A 22,111-nucleotide genomic window follows, 5' to 3' on the forward strand; every position below is an offset into this window, starting at 1 on the left:
GCGATCTACAAAAGACGCAAGGAGACGGTCGAGCGTTCCTTTGCCGATGCCAAGCAGCTGCACGGCCATCGCTACGCCCGCTTCCGAAGTCTCATCAAAGTCCGATGCCAGTGCCTGATGGCCGCCGCAGCCCAGAACATCAAGAAGATCGCGATGGCGCTCACAAAGACACCCAAACCGAGCCTCGCATGAATCACAGGAGCAGGACCGATCTCCCTTCAATGCCGCAACCCAGGAAACAAACACACCAGAAATACAAAACCCCGCCAAAATTTGACGGGGTTTGTCAGCAGTCTGAGCCGGGGTTTACGCCCCGGCTTTTTCCGTTTCATAGGCTGACTGTTTACACGGCGTCCTTCGGAAAATCGGTCGAGACAGCCAGTTCGCGCCAGTCGGCCAGTTCCCTGGCGACATAGTCATTCTTGGTCTCGATCGCGCCGACAGTATCCGAGCCGAAGGGCATGCGCAGCGGCAGATTGGCCGAATGAGCAAGCGTGATCACCGACTTTGCAAGCCGTGCGGGATCGCCTGGCTGGCCGTGGTTATGGCCGGCCGCGAAATCGCGCATCGCCCCCGCCGGTTTCGACGCCGGCATACGGTTCGGCGAACGCATCTCCGCCGATATGATCGCTGTCCCCATCGGTCCTCGCCAGCGGACGGCGATCGTCGGCTCGCCCGAGCATTTTCAGCGTTTTCCCAAACCGCTCACGCCTCACGATCTGAAAGATCACCCCTGCATCCGCTACCGTTTCGCGAGCGGCACATATTATCGCTGGGAGTTCGAGCGCGGGGGCATCGAGCTGGAGATCGAGGTGCAGGGGCCGCTGACGCTCGGCGATCTCGACATCATGCTGGACGCCGCCGTCAATGGCTCCGGTCTTGCCTTCCTGTTCGAGGATCACGCGCTGCCGGCTTTAGAGGATGGCCGGCTGATCCGCGTGCTGGAGGACTGGTGCCCCTATTATCCCGGCTTTTTCCTCTATTATCCGAGCCGCCGGCAGCTGCCGACGGCTTTGCGCGCCTTTATCGATTTTGTAAAGGCCGAGACTGCTCGCCAGAGCTGAGCCGAACAGCGTCAGACCTGCGGCTTCATCGCCGGAAAATCGGGGAAATGCTTCTCGAACTTGCGCGCCCAGTCCGTCAACCCCGCATGGTCTGCTTCCCATTGTCCTTCGAAGCGGAGCTGCAGATAGCCGACGAGGGAGGCAAGTGCGAAATGACCCGCATGCAGCTTCTTGCCGATCTTCGGCGGTTCTGCATCGAGATGGGTGAGGGCGCGGCTGACCTTCGTCCACTGCCGGTCGATCCAGGGCTGATGCTGCTTCTCGGGTTCGCGAAGACGACGCTCGTAGACGATCGACAGCAGGCACTCGTTGGTGCCGTCGATCAGCGCTTCCAGAACCTCGATCTCGGTGCGCTTGCCCTTCTTCGATGGATAGAGCCCACCCTCGCGCCGGTCGAAATAATGCATGATGGCGCGGCTGTCGAAAATCGCCTCGCCGTCGCCGGTCAGCAATGTCGGGATCTTGCCGAGCGGGTTGTTGTCGATCAGCAGCGTCGGACCGGCATTCGTGTCGACATGGATCTCCTCAAGCTTGATGCCCAGATGGCGTGCCGCCATGCGCACCTTGCTGGAGAAGGGGGAGGTGGGCGAGCAAAGAAGTCTCATGAAATCACCTGCGGGATGTGTATGTGATAAATCTCAATGTTCGCCACGCAGCCAGAAGGCGCGCTGCGAGGCGAAACGGTCCTGCGCCAGAATATCCTTCAAGGCCGGCAGCAGCGCATGCAACTCATCCTTCAGCGTGAAGGGCGGGTTGACGATGATGAGGCCGGAGCCGGTAAGCCCGGTGAAGCCGCGATCGCTTTTGACGATCAGCTCGGCGCAGAGCATCTTCGGAATTTCCAGCGCCTGCAGCGCCTCGTGAAATGGCTTGATCGGCGCATCCTTCTTGATCGGATACCAGAGGCAATAGGTGCCGCCCGGAAAGCGGCGCCAGGCTTTGGCCAGGCCGTCGATCAGCCGCTCATATTCGCCTTCCTCCTCGAAAGGCGGATCGACGAGCACGATGCCCCGCTTCTCCTTCGGCGGCAGATGCGCGCCGAGCGCCAGCCAGCCGTCCAGTTCGGTGATGCGTGCATGATGATCGCCCTCGAACAGGCGGTGCAGCCGCTGAAAATCGTCCGGGTGCAGTTCCATCGCCGAAAGCCGGTCCTGCGGGCGAAACAGCATCCGGGCGAGCTTCGGCGAGCCGGGATAGAGCCTCAGGCCGCCTTCAGGGTTTAGCTCACGGATAGCGACGAGATAGGGCTCCAGCAGATCGGCGACCTGCGGCACGAGTTCCGCCTCCAGCACCCTGCCGATGCCGTCACGCCATTCGCCGGTCTTCTGGGCTTCCTCGGACGACAGATCGTAAAGCCCGATGCCGGCATGGGTATCGAGAACGCGAAAGGCCTTGTCCTTGTTCTGCATGTAGCGGACGAGGCGCGCGAGAACAGCGTGTTTCAAGACATCGGCAAAATTGCCCGCGTGGTAGATGTGCCGATAGTTCATTGTCGGTGAAGTCCGCATGAATTGTTGAGATGGGCCGGATTGTCTCTAGTGGCCGGACATCGCTTGAAATATACAAACATCATGAACATTGCGACCCCCATCCAAGCCAAATCGCGCGTCGGCCACACGGCCTGTCCGCATGACTGTCCCTCCACCTGCGCGCTGGAGGTCGATCTGACGGAAGACGGCAGGATCGGCCGGGTTCGCGGCGCCAACGATCATTCCTATACCTCGGGCGTCATCTGCGCCAAGGTCGCGCGCTATGCCGAGCGGCTTTACCATCCCGATCGCCTGATGAAGCCGCTGTGCCGCGCCGGCGCAAAGGGCGAGGGGCGCTGGCAGGAAATTTCCTGGGAAGATGCACTCGACGAGATCGCCGAAGCTTTCATCAAGGCCGAAGCCAAGGACGGCAGCGAGGCGATCTGGCCCTATTTCTATGCCGGCACGATGGGCTGGGTGCAGCGCGATTCCATCGAGCGGCTGCGCCATGCCAAGCGCTATTCCGGCTTCTTCTCCTCGATCTGCACCAATCCGGCCTGGACGGGCTTCACCATGGCGACCGGCGTGCTGCGTGGTCCCGATCCACGCGAGATGGGCCGTACCGATTGCGTCGTCATCTGGGGCACGAATGCGGTTGCTACCCAGGTCAACGTCATGACCCATGCAGTGAAATCCCGCAAGGAACGCGGCGCCAAGATCGTCGTTATCGATATTTATGACAACCCGACGATGAAGCAGGCCGACATGGCCTTGATCGTCAAGCCGGGCACGGATGCGGCCCTTGCCTGCGCCGTCATGCACATCGCCTTCCGCGACGGTTATGCCGACCGCGAGTACATGGCCAAATATGCTGACGATCCCGCTGGCCTCGAAGAGCACCTGAAATCAAAGACCCCGGCATGGGCTGCCGCTATCACCGGCCTTTCGGTCGACGAGATCGAAGCCTTCGCCAAGCTCGTGGGGACGACGAAGAAGACCTATTTCCGCCTCGGCTACGGCTTTACCCGCCAGCGCAACGGCGCGATCGCCATGCATGCGGCAGCCTCGGTCGCGACGGTGCTCGGCTCCTGGCAATATGAGGGCGGCGGCGCCTTCCATTCGAACAGCGATATCTTCCGCATGGATGCGAGCGAACTGACCGGCCGCGCCATGAAGGATCAGGATATCCGCATGATCGATCAGTCGCAGATCGGCCGCGCCCTGACAGGCGATGCCGTCGCGCTTCGCCATCGCGGTCCGGTCACGGCCATGCTGATCCAGAACACCAATCCGGTGAATATCGCGCCGGAGCAGCGGCTGGTGAAGCGCGGCTTCGCCCGCTCCGATCTCTTCGTCGCCGTGCATGAGCAGTTCATGACCGATACGGCCGAGATGGCTGATATCGTCATCCCCGCCACCATGTTCGTTGAGCATGACGACATCTATCGTGCCGGCGGCCAGAACCACATCCTTCTCGGCCCGAAGCTTGTGGAGCCGCCGCCGACAGTGCGCAGCAATCTCTTCGTGATCGAGGAGCTGGCGAAGCGTCTCGGCGTTGCGGATCGCCCCGGCTTCGGTTTTTCGGCTCGCGAGATGATCGACCGTGTTCTGTCCAGAAGCGGCCTGCCGGATTACGATTATTTTCTCGAACACAAATGGTTCGATCGCCAGCCGGATTTCGAGGAGGCCCATTTCATCAAGGGCTTCGCCCATCCCGACGGGAAATTCCGTTTCCGCCCGGACTGGGTCAATCAACCGGCGCCGAACCGCCCGCCGGCCTCGATCGGGTTGCTCGGGCCGCATGTCGAGCTGCCGGAGTTTCCGGATCAGGTCGATGTCATCGAGGTGGCCGATCCCGAGCATCCGTTCCGGCTCGCGACCTCGCCATCGCGCAACTTCCTGAATTCGAGTTTCGCGGAAACGAAGACATCGCGGCAGAAGGAAAGCCGTCCTGAGGTGATGATCAATCCGGCCGATGCCGAAGCACTCGAGATCATCCATGGAGAGTTGGTCCGCATCGGCAATGGCCGAGGCGATATTCGCCTCCACGCCCGCGTGACAGCGGAAGTGAAGCCGGGCGTGCTGATCGCCGAGGGGCTGTGGCCGAACAAGGCTCATGTCGACGGCGAGGGCATCAACGTACTCACCGGCGCCGATCCCGTCGCGCCCTATGGCGGCGCGGCTGTCCACGACAACAAGGTATGGCTTCGCAAGGACGTGGCATGAGTAAACTCGAAAAGGCGAAAGCCGAGATCGTCAGCGAGGAGACGCTGGCGGATCAATGGACGCGGCTGAGCACATTTGAGATCGACTACACGGATTCGCGCGGCGAAAATCATCGGCTGAAGCGCGAGGTCTATCATCGCACGCCGGCCGCCTGCATTCTCCTCTATGATCCCAGCCATGAAACCGTGGTACTCGTCCGGCAATATCGTCTGCCGGCCCAGCTGGTCGGCGAGCCAGCCTGGATGATCGAAGTGCCAGCCGGTTTGCTCGACGGCGATGATCCGGAAGCGGCGATCCGACGCGAGGCCATGGAGGAGACGGGCTTTCGCGTGCGCGACATCCGCTTCCTCTTCAAATCGATGACGTCGCCCGGCTCCTCGACCGAGGTCATCCATTTCTTCGCCGCCGTGATCGACACGTCCGACCGTGTCGCCGATGGCGGCGGGCTTGCGGAAGAGCATGAGGATATCGAGGTCCTGGAGGTTCGCCTGTCCGATGCGATTGTCATGATCGAGAAGGGCGATATCTCCGACGCCAAGACGATCATGCTGCTGCAATGGGCGGTTTTGAATGTCGCGAGTCTGAAATAGCTTTTGCCTTGGGGAAGCTTTGTGAAACTCTGCTCCCCATTCATCACAATGTCACGAATCAAGCTTACCGGGGCGTGCTGGCCGGAAACATTCGAATGTTTCCGAGCCTCCTTCATTGACGCTGTTTCAGGAGAAAGCCGATGTGGCTCAGCAATTTCACGCTCGTTCTTCCCAATGAGGTCGTCGAGAAGGGTGCGGTGCGCATCGAGGACGGCGTGATTGCCGAAATCCGCTCGGATCCGGTGGAAAATCCGATCTTCGACGGCGGCGGCCGCTTGCTGATGCCGGGCTTCGTCGATCTGCACTGTGACATGGTGGAGCGCGAGATCGCACCGCGTCCGAATGCGATGATGCCGATCGATTTCGGCATTCACGAGCTGGACAAGAAGCTGGCGGCGGCCGGTGTCACCACCGCCTTCGCCGCGCTCTCCTTTGCGACCGAAAGCGTCTACGGCCACGTCCGTTCGCTCGAAACCACCTCGGCAGTGATCCGCGGCATCGGCAGCCTGCGCGACGAGCTCCTGATCGACCACCGTGTCCATGCACGCTACGAAATCACCAATCTCGACGCGGCGCCGACCCTGGAGCGGCTCCTGGAAGAAGGCTCCGTCGATATGGTTTCGCTCACCGACCATACACCGGGGCAGGGGCAGTATAACGACATCGAAAGCTACATCCGCAGCATGTCAGAGCGCCGCTCCATGTCGCGGGAGGCCGCCGAGGAAGTGGTCGCACAGCGCATCGCGCAGCGCGAGGATCCTGAGATCGAGCGCAAGCTCCATGAGGTGGTCGAACTCGCGCTGAAGCACAAGCTGTCGCTGGCCTCGCATGATGACGACAGTGCCGAGAAGGTGGCGGCGATGCACGATCTCGGCGTGACGATCAGCGAATTTCCGGTGACGGGACCGGCTGCGGAGGAAGCCCGCCGCCGCGGTCTCTGGACCCTGATGGGAGCGCCGAACGCGCTTCGCGGCCAGTCGATGTCCGGCAATCTCAGCGCCCTCGATGCGGCGCGCTCGGGCCTGCTCGGCATCATCGCGGCCGATTATCACCCGGCGGCCTTCGTGCCGGCGATCTTCAAGATCGCCGACATTGTTGCTGGCGGTCTGCCGGCGGCCGTTGCAACGGCAACCTCCAATGCTGCCCGTTCGGCCGGTCTGACGGATCGCGGCGAAATCGCCGTCGGCCAGCTTGCCGATCTGGTGGCCGTCGAGCCCGGCTCGGTTCACCGCATCCGCGCCACCTTCCGCGGCGGCCGCATCGTCTATAGCGACGGCACGCTGCACCCGTTGATGGCGATTGCGGCTTGAGGAGGATTGTGAGGGTGAGACATCTGGCTCCCCCTCATCCGGTCGCTATAAACGCCGATCCCGGCAAAAAGCACTTTGCTGGGAAGACTAGACTTCCGCTTCAAAGGAAGTCGCATAACCCCAAACGCGATGACTTTGCTGAAATGGGAGCACCTGAAGCGCTTCTCCCTTCTCCCCCTGGGGAGGAGGTGCCCGAAGGGCGGATGAAGGGGCGTTTAGCCACAGAATTCCCTATTTAACCTGCGTCCCCAAGCAGTGACAAAATCTGCCGTCCATCGACAGCAGGGTTTTTGCCAAGGCTCACGGCCTTGCCGTCTTCCATCCTGACCTTGCCTTCCGCCAGCAGCCGCAGCGATTGCGGATAAAGCTGATGCTCGACCGTCAGCACGCGGGCGGCGAGACTATCGGCGGTATCGTCGCTGAGCACGGGCACGGCCGCCTGGCCGATGACCGGGCCCTCATCCATGCCTTCGGTGACGAAATGCACGGTGCAGCCGGCAATGCGCATGCCGGCCTCGATGGCGCGCTGATGCGTATGCAGGCCGGGGAAAAGCGGCAGCAGAGAGGGATGGATGTTGATAATCCGGCCCTTGTAAGCCTGGATGAAGCGGCCGGAAAGCAGCCGCATATAGCCGGCAAGGCAGATGATATCGGGCGAGAGGGCGTCAAGCTGCGAAAGGATCGCCTCTTCATGGGCTTCCTTGCCGGCAAACTCCTTGCGCACGAAAGCGAATGTTGCAACGCCTTCAGCCGCAGCCCTTGCCAGCCCGCCGGCATCCGCCTTGTCGGAAATGACGCCAACGATCTCGGCCGGGTAGTCCGCTGCCTTCGTGGCCTTCAGAAGAGCCAGCATGTTGGAGCCGCCGCCCGAAATGAAGACGACGACGCGTTTACGCGGCGTGGTCATAGAGCGAGCGTGCCCTTATAGACGGTGCCGGGAGCGCCTTCTTCGCGCGCGACCATGCGGCCGAGCGTAACGACGGCTTCGCCTTCAGCCTCAAGCACGGCCTTCACGGCATCGACATTTTCCTGAGCGACGACCACGATCATGCCGATGCCGCAGTTGAAGGTGCGCAGCATTTCCTTCGCTTCGACGCCACCCGTCTTGGCCAGCCAGGAGAACACCGGCGGCGCCTTAACCGCAGCAAGATCGATTTCGGCAGCCAGATGCTTCGGCAGCACGCGCGGAATGTTCTCCGGAAAGCCGCCGCCGGTGATGTGGGCAAGCGCCTTGAGGGCATGGGTTTCGCGGATGGCTTTCAGCAGAGGCTTCACATAGATGCGCGTCGGCGTCAGCAGCGCTTCCCCCAGCGCCTTGCCTTCGGCGAATGGCGCCGGCGCATCCCAGCCGAGGCCGGAAAGCTCGACGATCTTGCGCACCAGCGAGAAGCCGTTGGAATGAACGCCTGACGAGGCGAGGCCGAGAATGATGTCGCCCTCGGCAATATCGCCCGAAGGTAGCAGTTGGCCGCGTTCGGCGGCGCCGACGGCAAAGCCCGCCAGATCGTAATCGCCGTGGGAATACATGCCCGGCATTTCCGCCGTCTCGCCGCCGATCAGCGCACAGCCTGCATCGCGGCAGCCGGCAGCAATGCCGCCGACGATCGCCGCACCCTGGTCCGGGTCGAGCTTGCCGGTGGCGAAGTAATCGAGGAAGAAGAGCGGCTCGGCGCCCTGGACGACCAGATCGTTCACGCACATGGCCACGAGGTCGATCCCGACGGTATCATGATAATTGGCGTCGATTGCGATCTTCAGCTTGGTGCCGACGCCGTCATTGGCGGCGACCAGCACCGGATCGGTGAAGCCCGCAGCCTTGAGGTCGAACAGGCCGCCGAAGCCGCCGATTTCGCCGTCCGCACCCGGCCGGCGCGTCGAACGGACGGCGGGCTTGATCTTTTCGACCAGCAGGTTGCCGGCGTCGATATCGACGCCCGCGTCGCTATAGGTCAGACCGTTTTTTCCAGACTGGCTCATGCTTCCGCCTCCGATGGCCGCCCGTCCATTATGACAGGGCTTTGATCGGCTCGCCATTGCATGATAGGGCCCTTTATGCAAGGCGCAAGCGCCGCAAACCCTGCGATTTTCCCCGCTTCCCATCGCCCAAGGCAGATTTCCGGCCGCAGACTTGACCATAATTGCGGCGTCATCCTATGTCCTAAGCACACGGCAAACGGGCGCGAGACAACGGGGAAGACGATGGAGCAAAAGGTCAGCGGGGCGAGCCTCAAGCGCCAAGTCACGTTCTGGGTGATCGTGCTCGTCGTCTTTATCGCTTTCATCTACATCTTCAGCACGATCCTGCTGCCGTTTATCGCTGGCATGGCGGTTGCCTATTTCCTCGATCCGGTCGCCGACCGGCTGGAGCGGATCGGCCTCAGCCGCCTGATGGCGACGGTGGTGATCCTCGTCTCCTTCGTGCTGATCTTCGCACTGGCGCTCACGATCTTCATTCCGATCATCATCAACCAGTTCAACGACTTCATCCAGCACATACCGTCCTATGTGCAGCAGGTGCAGCAGCTGATCGCCAAAGCGCAGACGATGGTGCTGCCGGACTGGATCCGCAACCAGCTCGGAGCCATCAAGGACAATTTCTCCAGCATCATGTCCGACGGGCTTAGCTTCATCGGCGGGCTGTTTGCGCAGATCTGGAGCTCCGGCAAGGCGCTGGTCAACATCATCTCGCTGATGGTCGTTACACCTGTTGTCGCCTTCTACATTCTGCTCGATTGGGATCGTATGATCGCCAAGGTGGACGACTGGACACCGCGCGATCACGTCGCCACCGTCCGCCAGATCGCTCGCGAGATCGATCAGGCGATCGCCGGCTTCATCCGGGGGCAGGGGTCGCTCTGCATCATCCTCGGCGTATATTATGGTGTCGGCCTGTCGCTGGTCGGCTTGAACTTCGGCCTGCTGATTGGCCTCTTCGCCGGCATGATCAGCTTCATCCCCTATGTCGGCTCGCTGGTTGGCCTTGTTCTGGCCGTCGGGGTTGCGCTCGTTCAATTCTGGCCCGATTATCTTTGGGTCGGTCTGACGCTCGCCGTCTTCTTCACCGGCCAATTCCTCGAAGGCAACATATTGCAGCCGAAGCTCGTCGGCGAAAGCGTCGGCCTGCACCCGGTCTGGCTGATGTTCGCCCTTTTTGCCTTTGGCGCTCTTTTCGGTTTCGTCGGCCTGTTGATCGCGGTTCCGGCGGCCGCCGCATGCGGCGTTCTTGTCCGCTTCGCCCTTTCGCGGTACCTTCAGAGCGATCTCTATTACGGACGCTCGGAAGCGGGCAAGGCGCGCAGAGCCAAGACCGGCAAGACCGAGAATAGCTAGACATGACCGACGCAAAGAACGCTGATCTAAGGCGCAAGGCCGCCGAGCAGCTGCCCTTGGCCTTTACGCATGATCCCGCAAACGGGCGCGACGATCTGCTCGTCGCCGATCCCTTGAGCGCGGCGGTGAAGATCGTCGATTCCTGGCCGCACTGGCCGTCGCCGGTCGTCATTCTGGCCGGTCCCGTCGGCTCCGGCAAATCGCATCTTGCCAGCATCTGGGCCGAACGGTGCGGGGCAGTCCACATTCATCCGGTGGCCGGTTCCGATGCCGCCGTCGCAGCGGCGAATGACCCCGTCATCTTCGAAGACGTGGATCGCCTCGGTTTTGACGATACCGAGCTCTTTCATGTCATCAACAGCGTCCGCGAAAACGGTACCAGTCTCCTGATGACGAGCCGGCTCTGGCCGATGTCATGGCCGGTGACGCTGCCCGACCTGCGCTCCCGCCTGAAGGCGACGACGGTGGTCGAGATCGGCGAGCCGGACGAGGAATTGCTGTCGCAGGTGATCGTCAAGCTCTTTGCCGACCGCCAGCTTTATATCGATGACAAACTCGTCCTTTATATCGTCAACCGCATGGAGCGCTCACTCAACGCGGCGCAGATGATCGTCGACAGGCTGGACCGGCTGGCACTTGGGCGGGGCACAAGGATCACGCGCCAGTTGGCCGCTGAGGTCTTGAATGAACTGGGCAATTCCGGTCAGCCGGATTGAGCTGACACCGACTGTCACAGTTCCGTCGTCAAACTGATATACGTGGCACAGGATTGGAAAGAGGGTAGGTGGAACATGGACTCGGCACTCACGGAACATCAGGACGCCAACCAGGAAAATCCAGAGGCCGCACCTTCGGTCAGCGAATTGATGACCAGCCCGGAGCGCTTCATCAACCGCGAATTCTCCTGGCTGCAGTTCAACCGCCGCGTCCTTGAAGAGACGCTGAACACCGCTCATCCGCTGCTGGAACGTGTCCGCTTTCTCTCCATCTCCGCCGCCAACCTCGATGAATTCTTCATGGTACGCGTCGCCGGCCTCGAAGGTCAGGTCCGCCAGAAGATCCTCGTGCGCACCCCGGACGGCAAGACGCCCGCCGAGCAGCTCGACGATATCCTGCGCGAGATCGACAATTTGCAGATGGAGCAGCAGGCCTCGCTTGCCGTCCTGCAGCAATATCTCGCCAAGGAAGATATTCTGATCGTCCGCCCCGCTGCCCTTTCCGATGCCGATCGCCAGTGGCTCCATACCGAATTCGAACAGGCGATCTTCCCGGTCCTGACGCCGCTCTCCATCGACCCAGCTCATCCTTTCCCGTTCATTCCGAACCTCGGCTTCTCGATCGCGCTGCAGCTGAAAAGCATGAACGGTCGCGAGCCGATGACGGCGCTGCTGCGCCTGCCGCCGGCGCTGGACCGCTTCGTGCGCCTGCCGGATGCCAGCAACGTCATCCGCTACATCACGCTCGAAGATGTGGTGAACATCTTCATCCACCGGCTCTATCCCGGCTATGAGGTGCAGGGCTCCGGTACCTTCCGCATCATCCGAGACAGCGATATCGAAGTCGAGGAAGAGGCCGAGGATCTGGTGCGCTTCTTCGAAACCGCGCTGAAGCGGCGGCGCCGCGGCTCGGTGATCCGCATCGAGACGGACTCCGAAATGCCGCTCGAGCTTCGCCAGTTCGTGGTGGAGTCGCTGAACGTTCCGGGAAACCGCATCGCGGTTCTGCCCGGCCTTCTCGCGCTCAACACGCTGTCGGAAATCTGCAAGGCCCCACGCGACGATCTGCGTTTCGAGCCCTATAATGCCCGATTTCCTGAGCGCGTCCGCGAACATGCCGGCGATTGCTTCGCCGCGATCCGCGAAAAGGACATGGTCGTCCACCACCCCTACGAGTCCTTCGACGTGGTGGTCCAGTTTCTTCTCCAGGCTGCTAGGGATCCTGACGTTCTGGCGATAAAGCAGACGCTTTACCGCACGTCGAACGATAGCCCTATCGTCCGCGCGCTGATCGATGCAGCCGATCTCGGCAAATCGGTTACGGCGCTGGTGGAACTGAAGGCCCGCTTCGACGAAGAAGCCAACATCCGCTGGGCGCGCGATCTGGAGCGCGCCGGCGTGCAGGTCGTCTTTGGCTTCATCGAGCTCAAGACGCATTCGAAGATGTCCATGGTCGTGCGCCGCGAAGATGGCAAGCTGCGCACCTACTGCCATCTCGGCACCGGCAACTACCATCCGGTCACTGCCAAGATCTATACCGATCTTTCCTACTTCACCTGCGATCCCACGATCGCTCATGATATGGCGAATATCTTCAACTTCATCACCGGTTATGGTGAGCCGGAGGAGGGCATGAAGATTGCGGTCTCGCCCTATACGCTGCGTCCGCGCATCCTCCAGCATATCGAGGGCGAGATCGAGCACGCCAGGAACGGCCGTCCGGCGGCGATCTGGATGAAGATGAATTCGCTCGTCGATCCCGATATCATCGACGCTCTGTATCGCGCCAGCAACGCCGGCGTCGATATCGAGCTTGTCGTGCGTGGGATTTGCTGCCTGCGTCCGCAGATTCCCGGCCTTTCCGAAAGGATTCGGGTCAAGTCCATCGTCGGTCGCTTCCTGGAGCACAGCCGCATCTTCTGCTTCGGCGATGGTCATGGCCTGCCGTCGGACAAGGCGCTGGTCTATATCGGCTCGGCCGACATGATGCCGAGAAACCTCGACCGCCGCGTCGAAACCCTCGTGCCGCTCACCAACAAGACCGTGCATGAACAGGTGCTTTCGCAGATCATGCTGGGCAATATCATTGACAATCAGCAGAGCTACGAGATATTGCCGGACGGGACTTCACGGCGCATGGAAGTGCGCCAGGGAAAAGAGCCATTTAATGCGCAGCAGTATTTCATGACCAACCCCAGCCTGTCGGGTCGTGGTGAAGCCTTGAAATCCAGTGCACCGAAACTCATCGCTGGACTGCTGTCGGGCCGCAACAAATAAAATGGACCTTCATGGTTGAGTCTGAAGCCCAGGGGCGCCTTCCGGGTATTGCCCCTGTCTCCGTTGTCGATATCGGGTCGAACTCGGTCCGTCTTGTCGTCTATGAAGGCCATTCGCGGTCTCCGACCATCCTTTTCAACGAGAAAGTGCTATGCGGCCTCGGCAAGGGCATAGCGCTCACCGGCAAGATGGATGAGGAAAGCGTGGCGCGGGCACTGGCCGCGCTGCATCGTTTCAAGGCGCTCTCCGATCAGGCACGCGCATCCACCATCTATGTGCTGGCGACAGCCGCAGCGCGTGAGGCCAGCAACGGTCCGCAGTTCATTCACCAGGCCGAAGCCATTCTTCAGCGCAAGGTGCGGGTGCTTTCGGGCGAAGAAGAAGCACGCTTCTCCGCGCTCGGGATTATCAGCGGCTTTTTCCACCCCGATGGCATTGCCGGCGACCTCGGCGGCGGCTCGCTGGAGCTGATCGACATCAAGGACCGGGAGATCGGCAAGGGCATCACGCTGCCGCTCGGCGGCCTGCGTCTGTCCGAATATTCCGGCGGCTCGATCGAAAAGGCGCGCAGCTTCGCGCGCAAGCATGTCAAGACGGCGAAGCTGTTGAGCAAGGGCGAGGGCCGCACTTTCTATGCAGTCGGCGGCACATGGCGAAGCGTAGCCAAGCTGCACATGGAAATCCGCAAATATCCGCTGCACATGATGCAGGGCTATGAAGTGCAGCTCGATGAAATGATCCGCTTCCTGGATCAGATCGTCGAATCGAAGGATTCGAAGGACCCGGCTCTGCAGGCGGTTTCCAAGCATCGCCGTTCGCTGCTGCCCTTCGGCGCGGTCGCGATGCGCGAAGTGCTGACGGCCATGAAGCCATCCGTTATCTCCTTTTCCGCACAGGGCGTCCGCGAGGGGTATCTCTACTCGCTGCTGACCGAAGCGGAGCGCAACAGCGATCCGCTGCTCACCGCAGCAGGCGAGCTTGCCATCCTGCGGGCGCGTTCGCCGGAACATGCCCGCGAGCTTGCCGATTGGACCGGGCGGATGATGCCCTTTTTCGGTATCACCGAGACCGAAGAAGAGAGCCGTTATCGCCAGGCAGCGTGCCTACTTGCCGACATCAGCTGGCGAGCCCATCCTGATTATCGCGGCCTGCAGGCGCTGAATATCATCGCCCACACCTCCTTTGTCGGCATCACCCATGCCGGCCGCGCTTTCATCGCGCTTGCCAACTACTACCGTTTCGAGGGCTTGAACGACGACGGAGCGACCGAGCCGCTCGCAACGATCGCAACCCCGCTCTACATCGAGCGGGCCAAGCTGCTCGGCGGCCTGCTGCGTGTCGTCTATCTCTTCTCGGCCTCGATGCCCGGCATCGTCCGCAATCTGTCGTTTCGCCGTTCGACAAACCCGGATGTGGATCTCGAATTCGTCGTTCCAGCCGAGTATCACGATTTTGCCGGCGAGAGGCTGGATGGGCGGCTGCAGCAGCTCGGCAAGCTCACCAATCGCCGCCTGGCCTTCCGCTTCGAATAGAGTTTTGAAGCCTCTCCCCGCAAAACAGGGAGAGGCCGTTTCGCCGCGACTTATTTCGCGTTCAGGAAATCACCCACTTCAAGAAGGCTGAACTCATTGTCGTCAGCCTTGTCGACGGCGCGTCCTGCCGAGAAGGGCAGGTTGTTGTCGTTACCGATGACGATATGCGTGACATCGACGCGGTCGACGTTCTCGATGGTGACGAAGGGCATGTCGTAGAAGCCTTCGCCACCACCCTGGCGGCGCTTGTAATCGGGATCTTCGATGCGCAGCAGGTCGATATAGCCGATCTTGCGGACGGACCTGCCGACATTGGCGTCGCTGAACTCGATCTTGTAGACGCGCTTCAGCTCGGCCGGGGCCTCGAAGCAATCCGGCTTCGGCTGCTTGGGATCGGCGCAGGCCTTGTCCTTCGTGCCGGCGCCGTTGTCGCGTTCGATGACGAGGGCCGTCGTTTCGTCGAGCATGTTGAAATCGCCGATCGAAACGCCCTTGTCCGCGAAAGGATAGAGCCAGCTGCGGCCGGTCCAGCTCTTCGAGGCGACGTCGAATTCGATGACACGGATAGCCGTCTTGCCGTCGACGCTCTCCATCTGGCCGTCATCCTTGTAGATTGCGCCTTCCAGCAGACCGTAGAGCTTGGAGCCGTCCTTCGACATGGCGAGACCCTCGAAGCCGCCGGAGCGCTTCAGGTTGAAGGCCGGCATCTTCTGCGTCGGATTGCCCGGTAGTTGGATCAGCGGATTGTCGGGAGACATGACCGGCTTGCCATCGAGCGTCGTTGCGAAGACGTCGGTCAGTTGGCCGTTCGTATCGAATTTCAGCAGGTAGGGACCGAATTCGTCGCCGATCCAGAAGCCATCGGCAACCGGCTGGATCGATTCGATGTCGAAGTCGGCACCGGTCAGGTACCGCTTGTCGGCGCCTTCCATGACGATCGGGAAGGGGGCCTTCTTGTTCGGGTCGGACAGGAACAGGTTCTTGACGACCTCGACCTTGCCGTTGTCCCAGTCGAATTTCAGCTGATGCAGGAAAAGCATCGCGTCGGAAGAATTCTGCTTGGAGCCGAAGCCGTTGTCGGAGAGCGTCCAGAAGGTGCCGTCGGGCATGGTCTTGATGCCGGAGAAGCCCTGGATCGGCTGGCCGGCGAAGGGCAGCTTCAGGTCGGTGACGCGGGCGCCATCCTTGCCCGGCACGGTGCCAAGTGCGTCCGTGCGCTTGCGATCCGGCGTCGTCAATTTGCCTGAGGTTTTCAGGAAATCGGCCGCATCGGCGGGGGCGGCAGTGATGGTGTTGGCCGGCAGGATGGCCTGGCCGACGAGCTTTGCCTTGAATTGCTGCTCGTCGGCCTGGGCCGAGGCGGCAAGCAGAATGAAGAGTGCCGTGGAGGCGGAAAGAATTCGGGTCATCATGTCACCTTGTTGGCGAGGAGTGGCGAAACAATCCCGCTTAACAGGCGAGCCATGTCGGCGAATTAACGCCCAGGTGAAGTTTTGGTGACTGTGGACAACCCGTGAGATGTGAAGCTCAGGCGTGCGCCGATCTCGAAATGCAGCCTGGCTTTGCACCGCCTACAATCTGCTGCGGATCGCCTTGAGAGCCTCCCGGCTCTGCCTATGAAGGGCGATGACGCCAAGGTGCTGATCGCGGCCGCGAACGGCATGTTCGCCAAGCTCTTCCTTGATGATCTCTTCGGGAAGCTCCATCCGTCTGGCAAGATCGCTGGAAATGAGCACCTGGCGCTCCAGCGTTTTGCAGAGAGACTCCAGCCTTGCGGTCGTGTTCACCGTGTCGCCGAAATAGGCGATCTTGTGATGGTCGACGCCGATTTCCGCCGTTACGACGCTGCCGCCATGCAGAGCGGCTCGCAAACGCGGCACGCGGCCGTAGGATTTCAGCCAAGTCTCGGCGTTCTTTTCGATATCGTCGAGGATATTGAAGACGCAGCGCACGCAATTGGCATTCTTGACGCCCCGTTGAAGCGGCCAAGTGATGATGGCGGCATCGCCGATATAGTCGTCGATCGCGCCCTTGTGCCGCCGCACCGGCTCAGCCATGGCGCCGAACACCGCGCCGAGGAATGCCTGCGTTTTCAGGTCGCCATGTTCCTCGGCAAAAGCCGTCGAGCCGACGAGATCAATGAAGAGGAAGACACGCTCCTCCTGCACCGGATTGCGGTAGCGGCCGGTCAACAGGCTGGAGAAGACGTCGCGCCCGAGCAACTCCCGCACGCGGCCGATGAAAATGACGATGGCGGTCACGACGACGGCGTAGAGATAGACATCAATCTTCAGCAGCGTGAGGTCTTTCCAGGAGCCATCGACCAGTCCGAGCAGCTTCATGATACTGCCCGCCATGGCATAGCCGGCGCTCATCAGCAGGAAATCGACGACGAGGGCCGAAAGGATGAAGGCCGGTGTCGGCAGCCGATGCATCCAGTCGTTCAGCCGCGGCAGGATCATGCGGCGTTCGAAGACCAGCAGCGGCATGCCGCAGAACAGTGCGAAGACCGCGCCGATGTACATCGGTGCCTGCGGAAAGAATAGCTTGCCATAGATGACGCCCGTCGAAGCGACGAACAGCGACGTCAGGATCCAGTTGCGCATCGAATGGAAGATGTCCATTCACTTTTCCGCCGAGAAACGACGCCTGTCATCGACGCGGGATTGCGCCGGCGAACTGGAACGTCATCGAAGATAACGATTACACAAGACGTTCATTCCACGAGATTTGCGGCGCAATCGTGATGGCGGCCGCTATCTCGATGCGCGAATCATACGCAATCGCAAGGCGCCGGGAAAGGAGAATGTCGCGGCTAGAGGGCGACCGTCTCGATCCGCTTGCCGACGAAGCGCAGGGCCACTTGCCCCTGTATCAGCTGCAAAGCCGTCTCGCCGAAAAGATCGCGACGCCAGCCGGTTAGGGCCGCGACATCGGCCTTCTCGCCCTCGGCGGCGATCTTGTCGAGATCGTCGCTGTTGGCGATTACTTTCGGCGCGACGCCATGCTTTTCCGCAATCAGCTTCAGCAACACCTTCAGCAATTCGGAAGCGGCAGCCGTGCCTTCTGGCGCCTGCTGATGGCGCGGCGGATGCGGCATCTCCGATTTCGGCAACGCCAGCGCCGCATTGATCGCCTCGAGCACGGCCGTGCCGGCGGCCGAGCGCTCCCAACCCTTGGGGATCGTACGCAGACGCGCCAGCGCTTCGGTATCCTTCGGCTGCTGCTGCGCAATCTCATAGATCGCATCATCCTTCAGCACGCGGGCGCGCGGGACGTTGCGGGCGCGGGCCTCGCGTTCGCGCCAGGCGGCCACGAATTTAAGGACGGCCAGTTCCTGCGGCTTGCGCAGCCGCATCTTCAGCCGTTGCCAGGCATCGTCCGGATGCAGGTCGTAGGTCTCGCGCGCTTCGAGGATTGCCATCTCCTCCTGCAGCCAGGAGGCGCGCCCTTCGCGCTGCAATTGCTCCTTGAGCGAGAGATAGACGTCACGCAGATGCGTCACGTCGGCGAGTGCATAGTCGAGCTGCTTTTCCGAGAGCGGGCGCCGGCTCCAGTCGGTAAAGCGCGAGGACTTGTCGATATGGACGTTTTTGATGCGGCTGACGAGCTGATCGTAGGAAACCGAATCGCCGAAGCCGCAGACCATCGCCGCGACCTGCGTATCGAAGATCGGGTGCGGAATGAGGTTGCCGCGATGGAAAATGATTTCGATATCCTGGCGCGCAGCATGAAACACCTTCAAGACCGATGGGTTGGCCATCAGTTCGAAGAAGGGTGCCAGATCCAGCCCCTTGACCAGCGGATCCACCAGCACTTCGGTCGTAGGGCTTGCCATCTGTATCAAACACAGCTCCGGCCAGAAGGTCGTTTCTCGCAGGAATTCCGTATCGATGGTAATGAATTCCGACTTGGCCAGCTCTTGGCAGGCCGCCTCCAATTGGGCGGTAGTTTCGATCATATCAACACATTCAATGGTAAAATACTTCCTTAACTTCCTTCTCCTTTCAGCCGGATATGTCAATACTTTCGCGGGCAAAGCCTTTGCCGCATTTCGCTTTTGACGGAAATTAATGGAAGCGGATGGCGCTTCGGTGGAAACCGCTGGGGCCAGCGCTGTTTGCCGCTGCTTATGCCACACGCACGTAACTGGTCATGCCCGTCTTCTGATGCTCGATGATATGGCAATGCAGCAGCCAATCGCCGGGATTGTCGGCAACGAAGGCGAGCTGAACCTTTTCATCCGGCTGGATCAGATAGGTGTCCGACACGAATGGCTGTACCTGCCGCGTCGAGGAGGAGATAACCGTGAAGCTCATTCCGTGCAGATGGATCGGATGGCTGTGCGGAGTGACGTTTTCCATGTCGATGACATAGCTCTTGCCGAGCTTGAGTTCGGCAAGCGGCGCTGTGGGGTCCGGGGTATCGCCCGGCCACGGCACCTTGTTGATGGCCCAGAAGCTGTAGCCGAGCGAACCGCAGATGCTGTTGTCGGCGGTGTTTTCCGCCGTGGCGCTGAGAATGAGCGGGATATGTGTTGCCGCGCCAAGATCGGCCTTCTGCACGGGATTGTCTTCCAGCGGCGCCAGATCGCGGAGATCGCGCTTCAGAGAGCTGCCGACTGCCCGCAGCGTTGCCAGCACCTTGGGATCGGTGCCCTTGATATCCTCGAGCCTGACGAGCGCACCTTCGCTGTCGGGCATGCGCACGGCGAGCTCCAGCCGCTGCCCCGGTCCGAGCTGCAGAAGATCGAGCGGAAAGCGCTGCGGCACGGGATTACCGTCGATCGCGATCACGGTCGCCTCCGCGCCGTCCATGCGGAAGGAATAGATACGTGTGACGTCAGTGATCGCAATGCGCAGGCGCACAAGCCCGCCGGAAGGGGCATCATATTGCGGCTGCTGCTGCCAGTTCGCGGTCCGGACCGTTCCATAGGTGCCGGATTTGGCCGCATCACGCGGCCGAAACTGGGCGATGAACTGGCCGTCTCCCCCCAGGCGCCAGTCGCGCAGATTGAGCACCACTTCCGAATCGAAGGCGGGATCCTTGGGGTTTTCGACGACGATGACGCCGGTCATGCCATGGCCCATCTGTTCCAGCGTATTGCAATGCGGGTGATACCAGAATGTGCCGGCATCCGGCGGCGTAAAGGTGTAGTCGAAATGATCGCCGGTATAAATATAAGGCTGGGTGAGGAACGGCACGCCGTCCATATTGTTGGGAAGCCGGATGCCATGCCAGTGAATGGTGGTCGGATCGTCTATGCCGTTGATGAGCCGCGCGGCGAAGGGTTCGCCTTTCTTCATGCGCACGACCGGCGGCGTGCCGGCATCGCCATAGGTCAACACGTTCTTGGTCTTGCCGCCATCGGTGAGATTGGCTTCGATCCTGGCTGTCTTCAGCGTGAGCGGCTCGGCTGCGGCCGCCTTGCCCATAAGCCTTCCGGCGATGCCGAAACCAACGCCATAGGCTCCGGCAACGGCTGAAGCTTTCAGGAGATTGCGGCGGGTGAGGATCGGCATGTCATGCTCCGGGGCGACGATATAAGGATGCCTGTTTAAAGTTGACCTCGCTGTTCAGCAATAGCATCGAGGTAGCCAAACCGCCGCAGCGGCCACTTGCGGATGCTGTTTTGGGTAGCGACTGAAAACAGCTTTAAGCTGACTTCCGGCGTTCGAGCCTTGACAAATCGGGCGCACCATGCGCTTTTCCGCCCGATTTTCTCGTCGGCGGGCGAGGGGTCTGCGTGTCCTTTCGCCGCCGCCCGCCAAGTCCAGGATATAATATTATGCATCGCTATCGCAGCCACACATGCGCCGCCCTGCGCAAGTCCGACGTCGGTTCGACCGTCCGCATTGCCGGCTGGGTTCATCGCGTCCGAGATCATGGCGGCGTGCTGTTCATCGACCTGCGCGATCACTACGGCATCACCCAGGTCGTTGCCGACCCTGATTCCCCGGCCTTCAAGCTCGCCGAAACCGTTCGCGGCGAATGGGTCATCCGCATCGACGGTCTGGTGAAGGCGCGCACTGAAGACACGATCAACAAGAACATGCCGACCGGCGAGATCGAGCTTTACGCCCAGGAGATCGAAGTGCTCTCCGCCGCCAAGGAGCTGCCGCTGCCTGTTTTCGGCGAGCCGGACTATCCGGAAGACGTGCGCCTGAAGTATCGCTTCCTCGACCTTCGCCGCGAGACGTTGCACAAGAACATCGTCAAGCGCACGCAGATCATCTCCTCCATGCGCCGCCACATGGGAGAAGTCGGCTTTACCGAATATACGACCCCGATCCTGACGGCATCGTCGCCGGAAGGCGCACGCGACTTCCTCGTGCCGAGCCGCATCCACCCCGGCACCTTCTACGCGCTGCCCCAGGCGCCGCAGCAGTACAAGCAGCTGCTGATGGTTGCCGGCTTCGACCGCTATTTCCAAATCGCACCCTGCTTCCGCGATGAAGACCCGCGTGCCGACCGTCTGCCGGGTGAATTCTACCAGCTCGACCTCGAGATGAGCTTCGTCACGCAGGAAGACGTCTGGAACACCATGGGCCCGCTGATGACCCAGGTGTTCGAAGAATTTGCCGAAGGCAAGCCGGTCACCAAGGAATGGCCGCGCATTCCCTATGACGAAGCCATCCGCAAGTACGGCTCCGACAAGCCTGACCTGCGCAACCCGATCGTCATGGAAGCGGTAACCGAGCATTTCGCCGGCTCCGGCTTCAAGGTCTTCGCAAACATGATCGCCTCCAACCCCAAGGTCGAAGTCTGGGCCATCCCGGCCAAGACCGGCGGCTCGCGTGCTTTCTGCGACCGCATGAACGCCTGGGCGCAGAGCCAGGGCCAGCCGGGCCTCGGCTACATCTTCTGGCGCAAGGAAGGCGAGAAGCTCGAAGGTGCCGGCCCGCTCGCCAAGAACATCGGCGAAGAGCGCACGGATGCGATCCGCACCCAGCTCGGTCTTGATGACGGCGACGCCTGCTTCTTCGTTGCTGGTGATCCCGCCAAGTTCTACAAGTTTGCTGGTGAGGCACGCACCAGGGCCGGTGAGGAGCTGAACCTGGTCGACCGCGACCGTTTCGAACTTTGCTGGATCGTCGACTTCCCATTCTTCGAATGGAGCGAGGAAGAAAAGAAGGTCGATTTCGCCCACAACCCGTTCTCGATGCCGCAGGGCGGCCTTGAGGCACTGCAGACCCAGGATCCCCTTACGATCAAGGCGTTCCAGTACGACGCCGTCTGCAACGGCTTCGAAATCGCATCCGGCTCGATCCGTAACCAGTCGCCGGAGACGATGGTCGCCGCCTTCGAAAAGGTCGGTCTCAGCCAGGCCGACGTCGAAGAGCGCTTCGGCGGTCTCTACCGCGCCTTCCAGTATGGTGCGCCTCCGCACGGTGGCGCTGCCTTCGGTATCGACCGCATTGTCATGCTGCTGGTCGGAGCCAAGAACCTGCGCGAGATCTCGCTCTTCCCGATGAACCAGCAGGCGCAGGATCTGCTCATGGGCGCTCCTTCGGCCGCCACGCCGACGCAGCTGCGCGAATTGGCGATCCGCCCGGTACCGCCGGTGAAGAAGGACTAAGTCCTCCAAGGTTTGACA

17 protein-coding genes and 2 pseudogenes are annotated in these 22,111 nt (G+C 61.1%); 10 read left to right on the forward strand and 9 right to left on the reverse strand.

The window, feature by feature from the left end:
- A partial coding sequence (locus tag PH552_RS30585) for a transposase (RefSeq protein WP_285166529.1) occupies positions 1-192 on the forward strand: 192 nt, incomplete at its 5' end.
- A gap of 151 nt (positions 193-343) precedes the next feature.
- On the opposite strand, the pseudogene PH552_RS30590 reads toward PH552_RS30585, so the two are convergent.
- Positions 344-580: pseudogene (locus PH552_RS30590) on the reverse strand (short-chain dehydrogenase/reductase); the annotation flags it as partial.
- On the opposite strand from PH552_RS30590, the pseudogene PH552_RS30595 reads away from it, so the two are divergent.
- Positions 576-1,064, forward strand: a pseudogene (locus PH552_RS30595) (LysR substrate-binding domain-containing protein); the annotation flags it as partial. The pseudogenes PH552_RS30590 and PH552_RS30595 overlap by 5 nt on opposite strands.
- Positions 1,065-1,075: 11 nt before the next feature.
- Here the strand turns inward: PH552_RS30595 and PH552_RS30600 are convergent.
- Together PH552_RS30600 and PH552_RS30605 are read right to left on the reverse strand one after the other, a co-directional pair.
- Positions 1,076-1,669 (reverse strand): glutathione S-transferase, encoded by a 594-nt coding sequence (locus PH552_RS30600; protein WP_113250667.1) that lies wholly within the window; start codon positions 1,667-1,669, stop codon positions 1,076-1,078.
- Between the two features lie 33 nt (positions 1,670-1,702).
- Positions 1,703-2,554 (reverse strand): 23S rRNA (adenine(2030)-N(6))-methyltransferase RlmJ, encoded by an 852-nt coding sequence (locus PH552_RS30605; RefSeq protein WP_113250666.1) that lies wholly within the window; start codon positions 2,552-2,554, stop codon positions 1,703-1,705.
- A gap of 81 nt (positions 2,555-2,635) precedes the next feature.
- On the opposite strand from PH552_RS30605, the gene PH552_RS30610 reads away from it, so the two are divergent.
- From PH552_RS30610 to PH552_RS30620, 3 genes are all read left to right on the forward strand, one after another.
- Entirely contained in the window at positions 2,636-4,759 is a 2,124-nt protein-coding gene (locus tag PH552_RS30610; protein ID WP_246698543.1) for a molybdopterin-containing oxidoreductase family protein, read from the forward strand.
- Positions 4,756-5,349, forward strand: a complete 594-nt coding sequence (locus PH552_RS30615; RefSeq protein ID WP_113250664.1) for an NUDIX domain-containing protein — start codon at positions 4,756-4,758, stop codon at positions 5,347-5,349. Before PH552_RS30610 ends, PH552_RS30615 begins: the two co-directional genes overlap by 4 nt.
- Positions 5,350-5,489: 140 nt before the next feature.
- Positions 5,490-6,659, forward strand: a complete 1,170-nt coding sequence (locus tag PH552_RS30620) for an alpha-D-ribose 1-methylphosphonate 5-triphosphate diphosphatase (protein ID WP_113250663.1) — start codon at positions 5,490-5,492, stop codon at positions 6,657-6,659.
- Between the two features lie 235 nt (positions 6,660-6,894).
- Here PH552_RS30620 and purN read toward each other — a convergent pair whose 3' ends face one another.
- Both purN and purM read right to left on the reverse strand, forming a co-directional pair.
- The gene (gene purN, locus PH552_RS30625) at positions 6,895-7,566 is read right to left on the reverse strand and encodes a phosphoribosylglycinamide formyltransferase (protein ID WP_112344124.1); all 672 of its coding nucleotides are present in this window, start codon (positions 7,564-7,566) and stop codon (positions 6,895-6,897) included.
- The gene (gene purM / locus PH552_RS30630; RefSeq protein ID WP_113250662.1) at positions 7,563-8,636 is read right to left on the reverse strand and encodes a phosphoribosylformylglycinamidine cyclo-ligase; all 1,074 of its coding nucleotides are present in this window, start codon (positions 8,634-8,636) and stop codon (positions 7,563-7,565) included. The genes purN and purM overlap by 4 nt, the downstream gene beginning before the upstream one ends.
- Positions 8,637-8,858: 222 nt before the next feature.
- Here purM and PH552_RS30635 point away from each other — a divergent pair, with 222 nt between their 5' ends.
- From PH552_RS30635 to ppx, 4 genes are all read left to right on the forward strand, one after another.
- Positions 8,859-9,989, forward strand: a complete 1,131-nt coding sequence (locus PH552_RS30635) for an AI-2E family transporter (RefSeq protein ID WP_113250661.1) — start codon at positions 8,859-8,861, stop codon at positions 9,987-9,989.
- A 2-nt stretch (positions 9,990-9,991) separates the two neighbouring features.
- The gene (gene hdaA, locus PH552_RS30640) at positions 9,992-10,705 is read left to right on the forward strand and encodes a DnaA regulatory inactivator HdaA (protein WP_113250660.1); all 714 of its coding nucleotides are present in this window, start codon (positions 9,992-9,994) and stop codon (positions 10,703-10,705) included.
- A 75-nt stretch (positions 10,706-10,780) separates the two neighbouring features.
- Positions 10,781-12,982, forward strand: a complete 2,202-nt coding sequence (locus PH552_RS30645) for an RNA degradosome polyphosphate kinase (RefSeq protein ID WP_113250659.1) — start codon at positions 10,781-10,783, stop codon at positions 12,980-12,982.
- A gap of 11 nt (positions 12,983-12,993) precedes the next feature.
- A complete protein-coding gene (gene ppx / locus PH552_RS30650; protein ID WP_113250658.1) occupies positions 12,994-14,514 on the forward strand; it encodes an exopolyphosphatase in 1,521 nt (506 codons plus the stop codon).
- 50 nt (positions 14,515-14,564) lie between these two features.
- On the opposite strand, the gene PH552_RS30655 is transcribed toward ppx, so the two are convergent.
- The 4 genes from PH552_RS30655 to PH552_RS30670 all read right to left on the reverse strand — a co-directional run bounded on the left by PH552_RS30655 (position 14,565) and on the right by PH552_RS30670 (position 20,036).
- Complete coding sequence (locus PH552_RS30655) at positions 14,565-15,923, reverse strand: esterase-like activity of phytase family protein (protein ID WP_113250760.1); 1,359 nt, start codon at positions 15,921-15,923, stop codon at positions 14,565-14,567.
- 162 nt (positions 15,924-16,085) lie between these two features.
- Complete coding sequence (locus tag PH552_RS30660; RefSeq protein WP_113250657.1) at positions 16,086-17,138, reverse strand: adenylate/guanylate cyclase domain-containing protein; 1,053 nt, start codon at positions 17,136-17,138, stop codon at positions 16,086-16,088.
- A gap of 191 nt (positions 17,139-17,329) precedes the next feature.
- Complete coding sequence (gene rnd / locus PH552_RS30665; protein ID WP_112344131.1) at positions 17,330-18,475, reverse strand: ribonuclease D; 1,146 nt, start codon at positions 18,473-18,475, stop codon at positions 17,330-17,332.
- 169 nt (positions 18,476-18,644) lie between these two features.
- Positions 18,645-20,036, reverse strand: coding sequence for a multicopper oxidase family protein (locus tag PH552_RS30670; RefSeq protein ID WP_113250656.1), 1,392 nt, complete (start codon positions 20,034-20,036; stop codon positions 18,645-18,647).
- Positions 20,037-20,302: 266 nt separating this feature from the next.
- Here PH552_RS30670 and aspS point away from each other — a divergent pair, with 266 nt between their 5' ends.
- On the forward strand, positions 20,303-22,093 hold the full coding sequence (aspS, locus tag PH552_RS30675; protein WP_112344133.1) for an aspartate--tRNA ligase: 1,791 nt from the start codon (positions 20,303-20,305) through the stop codon (positions 22,091-22,093).
- Positions 22,094-22,111: the final 18 nt, after the last annotated feature.

The organism is Rhizobium aureum, assembly GCF_030182495.1.
Taxonomy (GTDB): Bacteria; Pseudomonadota; Alphaproteobacteria; order Rhizobiales; family Rhizobiaceae; genus Rhizobium; species Rhizobium tropici_C.